We start from the raw sequence: 16860 nt of genomic DNA, 5'->3' as shown, positions 1-16860 counted from the left end.
CCGGCGGAGCCACGCCCCGGTCAGAACGCGTACGCGTCGCCCGTGTCCAGCGCCAGCACCGCGTGCTGGTTGTTGGACAGGTCCCGGTCGGACGCCCCGCCGTTCCACCACGTGTCGATCCGGACCACCACCTCCGGCTGCCGCTCCTTCAGCTCCAGCAGCAGCCCGATGTGCCGGCCCCGCCCGTGCAGCGGCAGCGCGCCCGTTTCGCACACCACCTCGCGCAGCCCGGCCCGCGCGCAGCCCTCCGCCAGCTCCTGCCGGTCCGCGAGCTCCGCCGACAGCCGCACCCGCAGCGTCGCGTTCGGCAGCGGGGCCGGCCCCTCGTTCTGCGGCACCACCCACACCCTCAGCCGCCCCTGTGCCAGGGACACCCGCCCGTGGTACGCCACGTCCGCCTCGGGCCCGGTCCACGCCCCGGCCCTTCCGGACATCCCCGGCACCCCGGGTACCCCAGGTACCCCGGACACCCCGAGCACCAGCAAGCCCGCCACCACCACACTTCGTACGGCACCACGGCGCACCGCCACCACCTCCACGCGCGGAGGCTAGCCAGCACCGCCCCCCACCGGTCGGACCATCACACGAACGAGGGCGAGCCCCTCCCCCAACCGGCGGGCGCCGCCCCGGCCCCGGAACCCGCCTGCGTACGCTTCGCGCCATGCTGATCGCCCGCTCCGCCGCCCTGTTCGCCCTCGCCGCACTCCTCGAGATCGGCGGCGCATGGCTCGTGTGGCAGGGCGTCCGCGAGCACAAGGGCTGGGCCTGGATCGGCGCCGGCGTCATCGCCCTCGGCCTCTACGGCTTCGTCGCCACCCTCCAGCCCCAGGGCGACTTCGCCCGCGTCCTCGCCGCGTACGGCGGGGTCTTCGTCGCCGGCTCCCTCGTGTGGGGCATGGCCGCCGACGGCTACCGACCCGACCGCTGGGACATCGCCGGCGCCCTCGTCTGCCTCGCCGGCATGACGGTGATCATGTACGCCCCGCGCGGCCGCTGAGCCCCGCCTATGCTGGCGGATGTCCGCCCGTACGAATGACCGAACGACCGAGGAGCCCGCACATGAGCACGGCCGCCACCCGAACCGCCGTAGTCACCGGCGCGAGCAGCGGCATCGGCGCGGCCACCGCCCGGCAGCTCGCCGGCGCGGGCTACCACGTCGTCCTCACGGCCCGCCGCAAGGACCGCATCGAGGCACTCGCCGCGGAGCTCACGGCAGCCGGCCACTCCGCCACGGCCCACGCCCTCGACGTCACCGACCGGCCCGCCGTCGACGCCTTCGCCGCTTCCCTCGACCGCTGTGACGTCCTCGTCAACAACGCGGGCGGCGCCATCGGAGCCGAGCCCGTCGCCACGGGCGACCCCGCCGACTGGCGCACCATGTACGAGGTCAACGTCATCGGCACGCTCAACCTCACCCAGGCCCTCCTCCCCGCCCTCGTCGCCTCCGGCGACGGCACGGTCGTGGTCCTCTCCTCCACCGCCGGCCACTCCACGTACGAGGGCGGCGCCGGCTACGTCGCCGCCAAGAACGGCGCCCGCGTCCTGGCCGAGACCCTCCGTCTGGAGATCGTCGGCCAGCCCGTCCGCGTCATCGAGATCGCCCCGGGCATGGTGAAGACCGAGGAATTCGCCAAGACCCGCTTCCGCGGCGACGCCGAGAAGGCCGAGAAGGTCTACGCGGGCGTCGCGGCCCCCCTCACCGCCGACGACGTGGCCGACACCATCACCTGGGCCGTGACCCGCCCCAGCCACGTCAACATCGACCTCCTGGTGGTCCGCCCCCGAGCCCAGGCCTCGAACACCAAGGTCCACCGCGACCTCTAGACGATTCCCGCCGCCTTCGGATGCGGCATGAGGGCCGCCGGCTTCGACCCGGCGGCCTTCGCCGCACCCGGCGCCCGCTCTGGATCCGCGGCCGACGTCGGCGTCGGCGTCGGCGTGAAGTGCGGCAGCACGACGCCCCCGGGGCCGCATCACGCTCGACCTCTCCGTGGACCGCCTCCTCGACGGGGACGAGGACTGAGCACGCGGAGGGGCCCGGACCGCTCACGACCGGCCCGGGCCCCTCCACTCCCCCGACAGCTGCGCCCGGGCCTCAGCCCTTCACGCAGATGACCTGCTTGAGCTTGGCCACGACCTGCACGAGGTCGGTCTGCTGGTCGATGACCTGCTCGATCGACTTGTACGCGCCCGGGATCTCGTCCACCACGCCCGAGTCCTTGCGGCACTCCACGCCCTTGGTCTGCTCCGCCAGGTCCCGCGCCGAGAACCGCTTCTTCGCGGCCGTCCGGCTCATCTTCCGGCCCGCGCCGTGCGAGGCCGAGTTGAACGACTTCTCGTTGCCGAGGCCCTTCACGATGTACGAGCCCGTCCCCATGGAGCCCGGGATGATCCCGTAGTCACCGCTGCCGGCGCGGATCGCGCCCTTGCGGGTGACCAGCAGGTCCATGCCGTCGTACCGCTCCTCCGCCACGTAGTTGTGGTGGCAGCTGATCTCGCGGTCGAAGGAGACCTTCGCCTTGCGGAACTCCCTGCGCACGACCTCCTTGAAGAGGCTCATCATCGCCGCGCGGTTGTACTTGGCGTACTCCTGAGCCCAGAAGAGGTCGTTGCGGTACGCCTCCATCTCCGGGGTCGCGGACAGGAACACCGCCAGGTCCCGGTCGACCAGGTTCTGGTTGTGGTCCAGGCTGCGGGCCACGCCGATGTGGTGGGCGGCGAGCTCGTTGCCGATGTTCCGGGACCCGGAGTGCAGCATCAACCAGACCGATCCCGTCTCATCAAGACAGAACTCGATGAAGTGGTTGCCACTTCCGAGCGTTCCGATCTGCTTCGTGGCACGCTCCTGACGGAATTTGACCGCATCGGTGAGGTAGTCGAAGCGCGCCCAGAGGTCCTCGTACCCCGCCTCCGAGAAGCCGTACAGCCGCGACGGGTCCACCGCCTCCTTGTGGAGGCCCATGCCCACCGGGATCGCCTGCTCGATCTTCGAGCGGAGCTTGGACAGGTCTCCGGGGAGGTCGTTCGCCGTCAGGGACGTCTTCACCGCCGACATGCCGCAGCCGATGTCCACCCCCACCGCCGCCGGGCAGACCGCGTCCTTCATCGCGATCACCGAGCCGACCGTGGCGCCCTTGCCGTAGTGGACGTCCGGCATGACCGCCAGGCCCTTGATCCACGGAAGGGTGGCGACGTTGTGCAGCTGCTGCATCGCGCCGGCCTCGACCGACGCGGGGTCGGCCCACATCCGGATCGGGACCTTCGCCCCCGGCACCTCTACATACGACATAAGACTTTAATCCCCCGAGAAGCGTGAAAAAATCGTTATACGCAAAAAGCCTCGCTCTTAGCCCCAAATCAGACAGGGGACCGGCGCCAGCACCAGCGTGTGCGATAGACATTGTGTTCATCCGCGTCCGAAGCGCGGCAACGCATTTTCCTGACCGCCGGGCCGCCGGCCGGTCGAAGGGAGCCAGTGGACGTGCAGCGCAAGGCGGTACGGCGACGCCGACGAGTCCTGCCGGGCATCGCGATGCTCACCGCACTCATGGCCGGCCTCACCGGCCTGACCGGGTGCACCAGCGGCAACGGCGTCGGGGACGACACCGACGCCAAGGCGGGCGACAGCAGCCCCGCCCCCGCCCCGGCCGGCAAGTACCGGAGCCTGCCCGCGCCGTGCAGGGCCGCCGATGGCAAGCGCCTCAAGGCCATGCTCCCGGCCGCGGACACCCTCACCGACGAGCAGCGCACGCAGCTGTACGCCGGCACCGCGGACACCTCGTACGACGGCGACCGGCACGTCGGCTGCCGCTGGACGGCGCAGACGCCCGAGGAGACGCGGCTGCTGTCGGTCGGCTTCGAGCGCGTCGTCTCGTACGACCGGACGCTCATGAGCGACGACGACAAGACGCGGCAGGTTTACGTGCGCCGGCTGACGGACGCGCACCTGCCGTTCCCGGGCCCCTCGCCGAGCCCCGCCGCCGGTACGGCCACCAGCCCCGCCCCCTCCGCCCCGCCGGCCGCGAGCGCTCCTCCGCCGGCCGGGCAGTCGCCGTCGCCCGGCACCGGCAGCCCCTCCGCGCCGCCGCCCGAGCTCGGCTCCCGCGTCATCGAGGGGCTCGGGACCGAGGCGTTCCTCGAGGACAAGCTGAGTGCGGCCGGTGCCAGCGCGGCGCAGGCGCGGACCGTGCGGATCGTGTTCCGCACCTCGAACGTCATCGTCACGGTCGAGTACAGCGTGCAGCCCGCGCTGCCCGGTACGGTCCCATCGAGCCCCGAAACCCAGGACAGGGCACGGCAGTTGGCGCAGGCCCTCGTCGAGCGTTTCAACGACTGAGAGGGCGGTCGGAGCGGGCGCGGGGGGCTCGGCGTGACGGCGCGCACAGCAGGCGCGCGCCGCGTCGGGCTACCGTTGCTCGGGTCCCGCGCCCGCACCACACCCCGCACCACGCCCGCACCGCGTCCACAGAACGCGCCCCACTACGTACTGAAGGAACCATGCACCGATCAGCCTCGCGTCTCACTCGCCTTCTCGCCTGCGCAGCCGTTCCGGTGATCCTCACCGTCGCCGGCTGCTCGTCCGACTCGGGCAAGGACTCGGGTTCGGGCGGCGACAAGAAGCCCGGCGCGTCCTCGTCCGCCAAGCCGAGCGGCAAGGCGTCGGCCACGCTGGAGAAGGCGGCGTTCGCGACGCTGTCCGACCCGTGCAAGTCGATCCAGACCGCGACCGTCGACACCCTCGTCCCGGAGGCGAAGGACAAGAACGGCACGGCGACGAAGTCGAACGACCTGACCACCCGCGCCAGCTGCTCCTGGAACGGTCTGGACGAGGACGGCCTGAAGGGCTCGCAGTACCGCTGGCTGTCGATCTCCCTGGTCCGCTACGACTCGCACGCCTCGCTCGGCAGCGCGAACAAGCGCGCCGAGGAGCAGTTCAACAAGCAGGTCGAGACCGCGAAGGCGGCCGAGGGCGCGCACGACGTGAAGGTCGAGCAGGCGGGCGGCATCGGGGACCAGGCGTCGTCGGTGGTGTACGGCGTGAAGAAGGACGTCGACTTCTTCAACACGACGATCGTGGCGCGCACGCAGAACGTCGTGATCACGCTCGACTACAACGGTGCGGCGTACGAGGGTGCGGGCGCTCCGGATCAGGCCAAGCTGCTCGAGAACGCGATCGCGGCGGCGAAGGAGACGGTGGCCTCGATCGGCACCGCCAACCAGCAGCAGAAGCAGCCTGAGCAGCAGGCTTCTCCCTCCGCGCAGTAGGCGTCGGCGGATCCGGGCGGCGCCGGGGGTGCCCGGCGACCCCTAACGGGAGGCTGACATTCAGTCACCTGTGCAGTCACCCGTACGCTGTGCCTGCCGTAGCTCGACAAGGGGAGGGGATCGCGGGTGGCCGCGATGCAGCTGACTCGTACGCACCGGATACTCATCGGCGTCGTGGTCGCAGGAGCCGTGGTCATCGCGGGGATCGGTTTCGCGGGCTCGTACGCCGCGGTCCGCGCGCTCGCCCTGCAGAAGGGGTTCGGGAGCTTCTCGCTGGTGTTCCCGATCGGCATCGACGCGGGCATCTGTGTGCTGCTGGCGCTCGACCTCCTGCTGACGTGGATCCGGATCCCGTTCCCGCTGCTGCGCCAGACGGCGTGGCTGCTGACCGCGGCGACGATCGCGTTCAACGGCGCGGCGGCCTGGCCGGACCCGCTGGGCGTGGGCATGCACGCCGTGATCCCGATCCTGTTCGTGGTCACGGTGGAGGCGGCCCGGCACGCGGTGGGCCGGATCGCGGACATCACCGCGGACCGGCACATGGAGGGCGTGCGCATCACGCGCTGGCTCCTCTCCCCCGTCCCCACGTTCAAGCTCTGGCGCCGGATGAAGCTGTGGGAGCTGCGGTCGTACGAGCAGGCGGTCGGCATGGAGCAGGACCGGCTGATCTACCAGGCGCGACTTCAGGCCCGGTACGGGCGGGCCTGGCGCCGCAAGGCCCCGGTGGAGGCGCTCATGCCGCTCCGGCTGGCCCGGATCGGCGTCCCCCTCTCCCAGACGGCCCCGGAGGGCCTGGCGGCGGCGGGCATCGACCCGATGCTGCTGCCCCCGGCGGCCGCGGCCATCGCGACGGGCACCGCGGTCCCGGCGTCCTCGGCTCCGGCTCTGGAGCCGGGCGCGGCGGGCCAGCCGGGCTTTGCGGGCCAGCCGGGCGGAGCCACGGGGGGCGCGGGCCTGCCCGGCGGAGCCGGAGGCCAGGCGGGCTTTGCCGGCGCAGCCGCAGGTGCCGCGGGCCAGCCGGGCCTCCCCGGCGCGGCGTCGGCCCAGGCGGGCCTGCCGGGCGGGGCCGGAGGCCAGCCCGGCCTTGCCGGCGCAGCCGCAGGCTTCCCCGGCCGGGCGGTCCTGCCCGGGGGAGCCGGCGGCCCTGCGGGCCAGGCCGCGCCGCAGGCGCAGGCCACGGCTTCCGCCCCCGGGGCGGAGCCCCGGTTGCGGGAAGGGGCGGGTAGCGGAACAGCTCCGCAGGGCCACACCCCGCTCCCCTTCGCGGTAGACCCGACGGCCATGCCCGCCGCCCACGACAGCGCCTGGTTCGCCGCCCCGCTGGCCCCGCAGGCCGCGTACGAGGGCGGGTACAACCCCCAGTACGTCGAGGGTCTGGAGCCGACCCCGGTCATGCCCCCGACCGGCCCGGACCAGGACGTTCCGCAGCAGGAGCAGCTCCCCGTACCGCCCACCGCCGATGACGACGATTCCGCCTCCGACTCGGACTCCGGCTTCGACCAGGTCAAGTTCAACGAGGCGGCCTACGAGGTGTTCCGCTCGTACCTCGACGAGCACTCCGACTTCCCGACCCCGGAGCAGGTGGACATACACCTCTCGGACCGCCACGGGATCGACCACCCGCGCAGCTCCTCGATGATCCGCAAGCTCATGCCGGGCCTGAAGCTGCGCTACCAGCGCGAGCTGGAGAACGAGCACATCGCCTGAGCCGGACCGGGCGCAGGACCCACGCCCCACGACCCACATGCCAAGGGCCCGCACCCCCGAGGGGTGCGGGCCCTTCCGCATCCACGTCAGGCGGCGAGCAGCTTGCGCACCCGGTCCGCGCCCACGGCGAGGAGCAGCGTGGGCAGGCGCGGCCCGGTCTCCCGGGTCACGAGCAGGCGGTACAGCAGCGCGAAGAACGAGCGCTGCGCGACCTTGAGCTCGGGGGTGGGCTTGGCGTCGGGCTCCAGGCCCGCCATCACCTTCGGCACGCCGTAGACGAGCGTGGTGAGCCCGTCGAGCGACCAGTGCGAGTCCAGCCCGTCCACGAGCAGCCGCAGCGACTCGCGGGCCTCGTCGTCCAGGGAGGACAGCAGCTCGGTGTCGGGCTCCTCGCGTACGAGGGTCCGCTGGTCGGCCGGGACCTGGGTGGTGATCCAGTTCTCGGCGCGGTCCAGGCGCGGCCGTACCTCGTCCAGCGAGGTCAGCGGCTGCGACGGGTCCAGGTCGGCCAGGATGCGCAGGGTCTGCTCATCGTGCCCGGCGGTGATGTCCGCGACCGACGCGAGGGTCCGGTACGGCAGCGGGCGCGGGGTGCGCGGCAGCTCGTGCGAGGCGACGCGTACGGCGCGGGTGTGCGCGGCGGCGTCGGCCGGCAGGACGGAGCCGTCGGCGACCTTGGCCTCGAGCTTGTCCCACTCGTCGTAGAGCCGCTGGATCTCCTGGTCGAAGGCGATCTTGAAGGACTGGTTGGGCTTGCGGCGCGCGTACAGCCAGCGCAGCAGCTGCGGCTCCATGATCTTCAGCGCGTCGGCCGGGGTCGGGACCCCGCCCTTGCTGGACGACATCTTGGCCATGCCGCTGATGCCGACGAACGCGTACATCGGTCCGATCGGCTGCTCGCCGCCGAAGATGTGCACGATCTGGCCGCCGACCTGGAAGGACGAGCCGGGCGAGGAGTGGTCGACGCCCGAGGGCTCGAAGATCACGCCCTCGAAGGCCCAGCGCATCGGCCAGTCGACCTTCCAGACCAGCTTGCCGCGGTTGAACTCGCTGAGCTTGACGGTCTCGGTGAACTCGTCCTCGGTGCAGACGTACGTCATCTCGGTCGACTCGTCGTCGTACGAGGTGACCTTGGTGAAGTCCTTGCCGCACTGGCCGCAGTACGGCTTGTACGGGAAGTACCCGCCCTCGGCGCTGCTGCCGTCGTCCTCGGCGGCAGCGCCGGAGCCCTCGGCGGCCTCGAGCTCGGCCTCGTCGACCTGCTTCTGCTGGGGCTTCTTGCCGCCCGGCTTCTGCTTGGTGCGGTACTGGTCGAGGACGGCGTCGATGTCGCCGCGGTGCTTCATCGCGAACAGGACCTGCTCGCGGTACGCGCCGGAGGCGTACTGCTCGGTCTGGCTGATCGGGTCGTACTCGACGCCCATCTCGGCCAGGGCCTCGACGAAGGCGGCCTTGAAGTGCTCGGCCCAGTTCGGGTACGCGGAGCCGGCCGGGGCGGGCACGGAGGTCAGGGGCTTGCCGATGTGCTGCGCCCAGGACTCGTCGATGCCCGGGACGCCGGCCGGGACCTTGCGGTAACGGTCGTAGTCGTCCCAGGAAATGAGGTGACGGACCTCGAAGCCGCGGCGGCGGATCTCGTCGGCGACCAGGTGCGGGGTCATGACCTCGCGGAGGTTGCCCAGGTGGATCGGGCCGGAGGGGGAGAGTCCGGACGCGACGACGACGGCTTTGCCCGGGGCTCGGCGCTCCGCCTCGGCGATGACCTCGTCCGCGAAACGGGAGACCCAGTCGGTCTCGGTGCTGCTCTGGGCGCTCTGAGCCACGACACGTCCTTCTATCTCGAATGCTGGCTTCAGCCATTCTCCCAGACGGAACGGGCCGCTCCGGGGTTGCCTGCGGGCCCCTTCTGTCCAGGACCTATCCCGGGCACCGGACAGTCCCCACGTGGGATACTCGGCACTTGTCGGAACAACCAAGTGCACCTTCAGGCACGACCTCACAGGAACGGCAGCTCATGGCCTCGGTCCCTTCCCTCGCTTCTTCCGTCAATCAGCGCGTCGCGGACGCCCTCGCCTCGGCCCTGCCGGAGGCCGGTGGCGCCGACCCGCTGCTGCGACGAAGCGACCGGGCCGACTTCCAGGCCAACGGCATCCTGGCGCTCGCGAAGAAGGCCAAGGCCAACCCGCGCGAGCTGGCGACGGCCGTCGTCGGGTCCATCCCCGCAGGCCCGGACGCCGACCTGATCAGCGAGATCGAGGTCTCGGGCCCCGGCTTCCTCAACATCACGGTCTCCGACCGGGCGATCATCGAGACCCTCGCCGCCCGCGCCGGCGACGACCGCCTCGGTGTCCCGTACGCGGCGAACGCGGGCACGACGGTGATCGACTACGCGCAGCCGAACGTCGCGAAGGAGATGCACGTCGGCCACCTGCGGTCGGCGGTCATCGGCGCGGCGATGGTCGAGATCCTGGAGTTCACGGGCGAGAAGGTGGTCCGGCGCCACCACATCGGCGACTGGGGCACCCAGTTCGGCATGCTCATCCAGTACCTGATCGAGCACCCGCACGAGCTGGACCACAAGGCGGCCGCCGATGGCGACGACACGCTGGAGGTCTCCGGCGAGGAGGCCATGTCCAACCTGAACCGCCTGTACAAGGCCTCGCGGGCGCTCTTCGACTCGAACGAGGAGTTCAAGACGCGGGCCCGGGCGCGGGTCGTCGAGCTCCAGGCGGGCGAGGCGGAGACCCTCGCGATGTGGCAGCGGTTCGTCGACGAGTCGAAGATCTACTTCTACTCCGTCTTCGACAAGCTGGACATGGACATCCAGGACGCGGACGTCGTCGGCGAGTCCGGCTACAACGACATGCTGATCGAGACGTGCAAGCTGCTTGAGGAGTCGGGCGTCGCCGTCCGCTCCAACGGTGCGCTGTGCGTGTTCTTCGACGAGTACAAGGGCCCGGACGGCAACCCGACCCCGCTGATCGTCCAGAAGTCCGACGGCGGCTTCGGCTACGCCGCGACCGACCTGTCGGCGATCCGGGACCGCGTCGGCAACCTGAAGGCCGACACCCTCATCTACGTGGTCGACGCCCGCCAGTCGCTCCACTTCAAGATGGTCTTCGAGACGGCCCGCCGCGCGGGCTGGCTGAACGACGAGGTCAAGGCCGTACAGCTGGCCTTCGGCACGGTCCTCGGCAAGGACGGCAAGCCGTTCAAGACCCGCGAGGGCGAGACGGTCCGGCTGGTCGACCTCCTCGACGAGGCGGTCGACCGGGCCACGGGCGTCGTCCGCGAGAAGGCGGAGAAGGTCGGCCTGTCGGAGGAGGAGATCGTCGAGAACGGCCGGTACGTGGGCATCGGCGCGGTCAAGTACGCCGACCTGTCCACCTCGGCCGCGCGCGACTACAAGTTCGACCTGGACCAGATGGTCTCGCTGAACGGCGACACGTCCGTGTACCTCCAGTACGCGTACGCCCGGATCCGGTCCATCCTGCGCCGCGCGGGCGACCGCAACCCGGTCGCCCACCCGGAGCTGGAGCTGGCCCCGGCCGAGCGCGCGCTGGGCCTGCACCTGGACGGCTTCGGCGAGCTGATCGCCGAGGCGGCCGCGGAACACGCCCCGCACAAGCTGGCCGCCTACCTGTACCAGCTGTCCTCGCTGTTCACGACGTTCTACGACCAGTGCCCGGTCGTGAAGCCGGAGCCGGAGCTCGTCGTCGGCGAGAACCGCCTGTTCCTGTGCGACCTGACCGCCCGCACGCTCACGAAGGGCATGTCCCTCCTGGGCATCCGCACCCCCGAGCGCCTCTGACGGCTCTCGCCCCGCCGGTGTGACGAGGCGCACAGGGAACGTCCTCCCTGTGCGCCTCCTCTGTTGGGTGTCGGCCGTCGACACCCGAGGGGGAGCTCCCATGAACGAGACAGCACGGCGCCGTACGGGGATCGCCGTGAGCGGGCTGCTGGCCGCGGACGGGCTGGTGCACCTGTACTGGGCCACCGGGCGGACCTGGCCCGCGGAGAGCGAGCGGGCGCTGTCCCTCGCCGTCCTCGGCACGGAAGTGTCCTTCGCTCCGCCCGTCGTCCTCCCGCTGGCGGCGCTCACGCTGACGGCCGCCGCCGCCGTTCTCGGCCACGCGTACGGGCGCGGCGGACGCGTCACGCGGCTGGCCACGGGGGCCGTCGCGGCGGGGCTGGCGGTACGGGGCCTGGCGGGCCTGGGGTGGGCGGCCGGGCTCCTCGACAGCCCGGCCGGCCCCTTCCACGGGCTGAACCTGTTCCTCTACACACCCGCATGCCTCGGCTTCGGCTGGGCGGCCGCCCGGCTGGCCCGCTCCCGGTGACCCCCGCCGAACGCGACCGCGGCGTCGCCCTCGCCCGGGCGGCCCGCGCCGGCAACACCCTCGCGATGCACGACCTCCTCGACCACCTCACCCCGTACATCGCCCGCATCTGCACCCCCATCGCGCTCGCGGACGGCCCGGACGCCTGCCAGGAGGCCCTGGTCGCGGTCTTCCGCGCCCTGCGGTCGTTGCGCGATCCGGAGACGCTGTACGGCTGGGTCCGCGCCATCGCGCTCCGCGAGGCGGTGCGCATCGCCCGCCGCGCGGCCCGCGCCCGCCCCGCCGAACTCGCCGACCTCCCCGGCCCCGGGGACCCCGAGCTCGCCGCCGACATCGACGACGTCCTGGCCCGCCTCTCGCCCGACCACCGGGCCGTCCTGGTCCTGCGGGACGTGGAGGGCCTGGACGAGGAGTCCGCGGCAGCCCTCCTCGGCGTCCCGCCGGGCACCGCCAAGTCCCGGCTGCACCGGGCCCGTACGAGCTTCCGAAGGGCATGGTCCGCATGACGTACGCACTCGACGAGGTGAACCGCCTGCGGATCATGGCCGCGGGAGTCCGGGGCGCCCGGGTCGCCGAACAGGTCGTCCCCGCCCCCCTGGACACCGTCTGGGCGGTGATGGGTGACCTGGAGGGCGAGTTCGGCCGCTTCCAGCCCGACATGCGCAGCATCCGCGTCGTGCGGACGACCGGCGACCGGGTGGAGGCCCTGGCCCGCAGCAAGTACGGCTTCCGCGCCCACTTCCGGGGGGTGCTGCGCCCGGGCTGGTGCTGGCTGCAGAGCCGCTTCCTGATCGTCGGGATGGCGGCGGCACCCGACCCGTCGGGCGGCACCCGTGTGGCCCTGACGGGCGGCGTACGCATCCCCGGTCGCGCGGCGGTCGTCCCGTTCGGGACGTCGGGCGAACTCACCCGCGCGCTGACCCGCCTCGAGGCCCGGGTGGACCGGCGGGCCGCCTCGGGGGCGGCGCAGCCCCGGATCGGAGCCGGGCGCCGCCCGCGGCTCAGTCCCTGAAGCGGTCCCACCAGCGGCGCGGCAGCGCCTCGGGGGTCGCGGGTGCCTCGGGGGTCGCGGCTGCCTGGGGCTCCGCAGGCGCTTCGGGCTCCGCGGGCACGGCAGGCCCCCCGGGCGCAGCAGGCCCCGCGGGCGCGGCAGGCTCCGCAGCCGCTTCGGGCTCCGCGGGCACGGCAGGCCCCCCGGGCGCTGCGGGCATCGCGCGCAGCTGCGCGGCCACCGCCCGGACCGCCGACTCGTGCCCGGCGTTGCCCACGGCACCATGGAGGGCGGCCGCCCGCTCGAAGGCTCCGGCGGCCTCGGCCGGGCGGTTCAGCTCGAGCAGCGTCAGCGCCAACCCCTGCACCGCGACGGCCTCGTTGTCGCGGTCTCCCGTGGCGGCGAGGAGGTCGCAGCCCTGCCGCTGAGACTCCAGCGCCTCCTCCAGCCGGCCCGCCAGCCGGTGGAGCCGGCCCAGATTGCCCAGTACCGCGCCCTCGCCGTGCCGGTTCCCCACCTCGACGAAGAGCGCGAGGGCCTCCTCGTACCGGGCCTGCGCGGCGCCGAGCCGCTCGTCCCCGGGCCCGGCCGCGTCATCCGTCAGCGAGGCGCCGATCCCGTTGAGCAGCCAGGCCACCGCGGCCCGGTGGCCCAGCTCCCGCAGGGTGGCCAGGGCTTCCTCCCGTACGGCAAGCGACTCCTCCCGGCGCCCGGCCTCCCAGAGCATGTCCCCGAGCACGCCCTGCGCGGTCGCGGCCCTGTGGTCGTCCCCGGTCTCCTTCAACAGGCGCTGGGCCTGCTCGCACGCGTCCACGGCCTCGTCCACCCGTCCCGACTGCTTCAGGACGCGCGCCAGGTTCACCAGTGCCGTGGCCTCCGCATGCCGGATCCCCTGCGCGCGGAAGATCTCCAGAGCCTGCTCGTGGGCCTCGCGGGCCTCCTCCCACCGGTGTTCCCGGGTGTACAGGGACCCCAGCAGGTTCAGCGACCGGGCTTCGCCCAACGGCTCGGAAACCTCGCGGAACAGGACGAGGGCCTCGTCCAGCAGAGCGCTCGCCTCCGCCATCTGCCAGGCGTCCAGGTGCGCCATGCCGAGGTTGTACAGCGCCGCGCCGACGTCGGTCCGATCGCCGCTCTCCCGGCCGACCTCCAGCACGTGGTGAGCGACCACGACGGCGTCCGGCGCATGACCGTAGAGAGCGAGGTACGGGGCGAGCCGGGCGGCCAGTTCGACGGTGATGTCCGGCCGGCCGGCTGCGGCGGCGAAGCCCACCGCGGCGACCAGCATCGGGCGCTCCCTGTCCAGCCACTGCAGCGCCTGCGCCACCGAGGGGAGCCCCCGCCCGCTCGCGGCCCGGCCGTCCACTCCCAGCGCGTGGCAGGCCACCGCGGCGTCGAAGGCCAGGCTCGCCAGGAGGGCGTCGGTCACGCCCTCCCGCCCGTCCTGCCCGGCCTGCTCCTCGCCCCGCTCCCGCGCGTACAGCCGCACCAGATCGTGCATGCGCCAGCGCCCCGAGCCCACCGGCTGCTCGATCAGCATGCTGGCCCGTACGAGCGCCGCCAGCGAGGCCCGTACGGCGGCGAGCTCCTCGGGCGGGCCGTCTGGCCGCGGCAGGGAACCCCGGGTCAGCAGGTGGGCGTACGCGGTCGCGCAGTCCGGCCCCGGCACCACCGTCAGCAGCCGGAGCAGCCGCGCCTGGTCCGCGGGCAGCCGTGCGTACGAGAGGTCGAACGCGGCCCGCACCCCGACCGGGACGTCCCCGTTCCCTTCCTCGCCGATGTGGAGGGTCGCCAGCCGGGTCCGCGCTCCCGACAGCTGCCGGGCCAACTCGCCCGCGGGCAGGCCCGGATCGCCCGCGAGCAGCGCCCCCGCCACCGTCAGGGCCAGCGGCAGCCGCCCGCAGTGCTCCGCGATCTCCGCCAGCGCAGCGGGATCCCGCTCCGGCCGCGGGTCCTCGGGCCAGGTCCGCAGCAGCGCCCCGGCGAGGAGCTCGGCCGCCGCGTCCGCCGCGAGCTCGTCGAGGGCCACGATCCGCGCCGAGAACCCGGGCGCCACGAGCCGGTGGCGCGAGGTGACGAGCAGCCGGTGCGCGTCCTGGGCCGGTACGAGGTCCCGTACCTGGGCCACCGACCCGGCGTCGTCCGCGACGATCAGCACCCGCTCCCCGGCCTGCGCCCGCGCGGCCAGCTCGGCCCGGTACAGGTGCAGCCTGGCCTCCGGGGACGCCGGCATGTCGCTGTCGCGGATGCCGAGGTGGCGGAGCATCTCCTGCACGGCCTGCGGGCCGCTCACCGCGCCGTTCGGGGCGTAACCGCGCAGCGCGAGGAAGAACACCCGGTCGCCGAACCACCCGAGCTCCACGGCCCGGTGGGCCGTGGCCACCGCCAGCGCGCTCTTGCCGACCCCGGCCAGCCCGGCGACGACGGCCACGCGGGCCCCGCCGGGAGCGCCGGGCCGGGCGGGCCCGGGCGGTTCCAGCACCCCGAGCAGCTCCTCGACGGGGCCGTCCCGGCCGACCAGCACGGCGGGCGCCTCGGGCAGGCCGGACAGCGCCCGGGGCGCGGGGGCTGCGACGGCCCCGTACGTGACGTAGTCCCCGGCCACCTGCGTGATCGTCGCGTTCCCCTCGGCAAAGGCCCACTGCTCCGTGGGCCCGCCGGTCACGGGGTCCCGCCCGGCTCACCGCCGCCGGTCTGCCGGATCCGGCTGTTGTCCCTGGCCCGGGCCTCCTGGTCCACCGGCCCCGCGGGACGGGCCCCGCCCGCCTGGCTGATCTCCGACGTCCCGGACGCCTCGGCCACCTGCCGTACGGAGCGCTCCGGAACCGGCGGCGCGGGGGGCGTGCCGGGCGCGAGGGGCGCCGTACCGGCCCACCAGCCACCGGCCAGCCCGACGGCCGCGGTCATGGCCCCGGCGAAGCCGGCGGCGACGGCCACGGCGTCGGAATCCTTCTCGGGCAGCCAGCCGAACGGATCGGCTTGGGCGAGCTTGAAGCAGACGAAGAAGACGACAGCCGAACCGACGAGCACGACAACCCACCGCAACGGACGCGACATTGACCCCCCATGACCCCTGGACCACTGAACTGACGGACCGATGAACTGACGAACTGACGAACCTCCGGGCCGAACCTCCGAAGCTAGCAGCGATACCCGTCGGGCACCTGCAACAGCGCCACGAACACCCACACCATCACCACGGCCCCGGCCGGCCCACCGAGCAGCCCGGCCGCCGGGCTGCGCCGCCCGACGTACCCGACGAGCACGCCCCACCAGGCCGTTGCGAGGAGCGCGAGCAGCGCCCCGTAGAAGAGGAGGGCGAGGCCGTTGGCCGACCCGTTGACCCCCACGCCGCAGGCGCGCCATGCGGCATTGAGCAGCACGGCCCCGAGCACTCCCGTGCCCATTCCGGCCGGCGGGGCGATCAGGCAGCCCAACTGCCCGCGCGTCACCCGGTGTTCCTGCCCTGGCACGTGCGCACATCTCCCCCCACTGTGCATACCGGTAAGACCCCTTCGGCACTCGCTGCACCCCACCTTGCCAGGCCACGCCGACGGCGCCCGCCGCCCCGCCCCGAGGTCGCCACCGGCCTCGACCGGATGCCCGTGAGGGACTCGAAAGTCCCTCACGGCCCCTCTCTCACCCTCGCTCAGTGGGTCAGCGGATATGAGTGCCGGCCCGTGGCTTCGTCGATCTCGCCATGAGCCTTCTGCAACATCTGGGACGCGAGATCCATGAGCGCGCGAGCGCCGGCGATCTCTTCCCCGACCCGCAGCTGCTCCGGGTCGGAGGGGTGACGCATGGCGTAGCCGTGCGCCCTCATCTCGGAGCCGTCGCCGAGTCTGACCATGGCCGCCGCACTGGTGCGATTGCCTTCCTCGGTGAATTCGAGCTCCACGTGCCACCCGACGAGTGTGGGCATGGTGCATCACCTCCAGGGGGTCACCCTGCCTCCAGGGTGCGCCCGGGGCGCCGGTAACGCGAGCGGGGGCGGGGCGGGGGCTGGGTCTGGGCGAGCGGCGTCGGAGCGGTCGGTCGGGACGACGGGGGGCGGGTCTGCGCGCTCGGCGGCGGGCGGGACGCCAGGGGGCCGGGGCCGGGTGCGCGGCGCCGGCAAGGCGGCCGGGACCGGGTGCGCGGCGATCGATAAGGCGGCCGGGGCCTCGGGGGCGGTCCGTCGACTCGGCGTCGGAGGCGTCGGCCAGGACGCCGGGGCGGGCCTGCGCGCTCGGGGTGGGGAGGGAAGATCGGGGCAGGGGGCGGGGTCCCCGCATTCGGCGTCGGAGGTGTGTCCGGGGGTGTCCCGTCAGTCCACTGTCCTTCCGTGTCGTGCCGGGCCGTCAAGGGCGCTCCTCCTTCGTCGTCGCGTCGTTTCGGGTTGCCTTCCGCCCCCCTTTGCCGGCCCGGCCCGCCCCGGAATGCCATAAGACTGCCGGGAAGCCCCCGAAGGAATGGCCGGGGGGTTCATGTTCCGATTGGCCCAGATCAGAGATGCCGAGCAGGAGCCCCTGTCCATCCGGAGCCAGTCCCCAGGACCACGGAGGTGGAGCAGGATGG

General features: G+C 73.0%; 16 protein-coding genes. 9 read left to right on the top strand and 7 right to left on the bottom strand.

The window, feature by feature from the left end:
* Positions 1-20: 20 nt before the first annotated feature.
* Positions 21-434: a hypothetical protein gene (locus tag IF09_RS0133160; protein WP_234321242.1), complete on the bottom strand. Its 414-nt coding sequence runs from the start codon at positions 432-434 to the stop codon at positions 21-23.
* Positions 435-661: 227 nt separating this feature from the next.
* On the opposite strand from IF09_RS0133160, the gene IF09_RS0133155 reads away from it, so the two are divergent.
* Both IF09_RS0133155 and IF09_RS0133150 read left to right on the top strand, forming a co-directional pair.
* Positions 662-997, top strand: coding sequence for a YnfA family protein (locus IF09_RS0133155; protein ID WP_030302135.1), 336 nt, complete (start codon positions 662-664; stop codon positions 995-997).
* Between the two features lie 62 nt (positions 998-1059).
* A complete protein-coding gene (locus IF09_RS0133150; RefSeq protein WP_030302133.1) occupies positions 1060-1824 on the top strand; it encodes an SDR family NAD(P)-dependent oxidoreductase in 765 nt (254 codons plus the stop codon).
* A 271-nt stretch (positions 1825-2095) separates the two neighbouring features.
* Here the strand turns inward: IF09_RS0133150 and IF09_RS0133140 are convergent, their stop codons facing one another.
* A complete protein-coding gene (locus IF09_RS0133140; RefSeq protein ID WP_030302130.1) occupies positions 2096-3289 on the bottom strand; it encodes an RtcB family protein in 1194 nt (397 codons plus the stop codon).
* A gap of 192 nt (positions 3290-3481) precedes the next feature.
* Between IF09_RS0133140 and IF09_RS0133135 the strand changes: the two genes are divergently transcribed.
* The 3 genes from IF09_RS0133135 (at position 3482) to IF09_RS0133125 (ending at position 6972) form a co-directional block, all read left to right on the top strand.
* Entirely contained in the window at positions 3482-4336 is an 855-nt protein-coding gene (locus IF09_RS0133135; protein WP_234321241.1) for a DUF3558 domain-containing protein, read from the top strand.
* 161 nt (positions 4337-4497) lie between these two features.
* Entirely contained in the window at positions 4498-5265 is a 768-nt protein-coding gene (locus IF09_RS0133130) for a DUF3558 family protein (RefSeq protein WP_051833330.1), read from the top strand.
* Between the two features lie 135 nt (positions 5266-5400).
* Positions 5401-6972: a DUF2637 domain-containing protein gene (locus tag IF09_RS0133125; protein ID WP_234321240.1), complete on the top strand. Its 1572-nt coding sequence runs from the start codon at positions 5401-5403 to the stop codon at positions 6970-6972.
* An 86-nt stretch (positions 6973-7058) separates the two neighbouring features.
* On the opposite strand, the gene lysS is transcribed toward IF09_RS0133125, so the two are convergent.
* Entirely contained in the window at positions 7059-8795 is a 1737-nt protein-coding gene (gene lysS, locus IF09_RS0133120) for a lysine--tRNA ligase (protein ID WP_030302123.1), read from the bottom strand.
* 191 nt (positions 8796-8986) lie between these two features.
* Between lysS and argS the strand changes: the two genes are divergently transcribed.
* From argS to IF09_RS0133100, 4 genes are all read left to right on the top strand, one after another.
* Entirely contained in the window at positions 8987-10783 is a 1797-nt protein-coding gene (argS, locus tag IF09_RS0133115) for an arginine--tRNA ligase (RefSeq protein WP_030302121.1), read from the top strand.
* A gap of 100 nt (positions 10784-10883) precedes the next feature.
* Positions 10884-11312 carry a DUF3995 domain-containing protein gene (locus IF09_RS0133110; RefSeq protein ID WP_030302120.1) on the top strand — a complete coding sequence of 143 codons (429 nt, stop codon included), beginning with the start codon at positions 10884-10886 and terminating at the stop codon, positions 11310-11312.
* Positions 11309-11818 (top strand): RNA polymerase sigma factor, encoded by a 510-nt coding sequence (locus tag IF09_RS0133105; protein ID WP_030302119.1) that lies wholly within the window; start codon positions 11309-11311, stop codon positions 11816-11818. Before IF09_RS0133110 ends, IF09_RS0133105 begins: the two co-directional genes overlap by 4 nt.
* Positions 11815-12324 (top strand): hypothetical protein, encoded by a 510-nt coding sequence (locus tag IF09_RS0133100; protein ID WP_199920520.1) that lies wholly within the window; start codon positions 11815-11817, stop codon positions 12322-12324. The genes IF09_RS0133105 and IF09_RS0133100 overlap by 4 nt, the downstream gene beginning before the upstream one ends.
* Here IF09_RS0133100 and IF09_RS0133095 read toward each other — a convergent pair.
* The 4 genes from IF09_RS0133095 to IF09_RS0133080 form a co-directional block, all read right to left on the bottom strand.
* Positions 12314-14968, bottom strand: a complete 2655-nt coding sequence (locus IF09_RS0133095; RefSeq protein WP_051833323.1) for an ATP-binding protein — start codon at positions 14966-14968, stop codon at positions 12314-12316. The genes IF09_RS0133100 and IF09_RS0133095 overlap by 11 nt on opposite strands.
* Positions 14965-15360, bottom strand: coding sequence for a hypothetical protein (locus tag IF09_RS0133090; protein ID WP_158710123.1), 396 nt, complete (start codon positions 15358-15360; stop codon positions 14965-14967). Before IF09_RS0133090 ends, IF09_RS0133095 begins: the two co-directional genes overlap by 4 nt.
* A gap of 83 nt (positions 15361-15443) precedes the next feature.
* A complete protein-coding gene (locus IF09_RS41050; protein ID WP_234321239.1) occupies positions 15444-15776 on the bottom strand; it encodes a hypothetical protein in 333 nt (110 codons plus the stop codon).
* Between the two features lie 176 nt (positions 15777-15952).
* Complete coding sequence (locus IF09_RS0133080) at positions 15953-16225, bottom strand: DUF1876 domain-containing protein (protein WP_030302113.1); 273 nt, start codon at positions 16223-16225, stop codon at positions 15953-15955.
* Positions 16226-16860: the final 635 nt, after the last annotated feature.

Origin of the sequence: Streptomyces katrae (genome assembly GCF_000717655.1) — a bacterium.
GTDB classification, from domain to species: domain Bacteria; phylum Actinomycetota; class Actinomycetes; order Streptomycetales; family Streptomycetaceae; genus Streptomyces; species Streptomyces katrae_B.
Note: the sequence above shows the minus strand (reverse complement) of the source record. Positions and strands in the feature narration are given on the sequence as shown.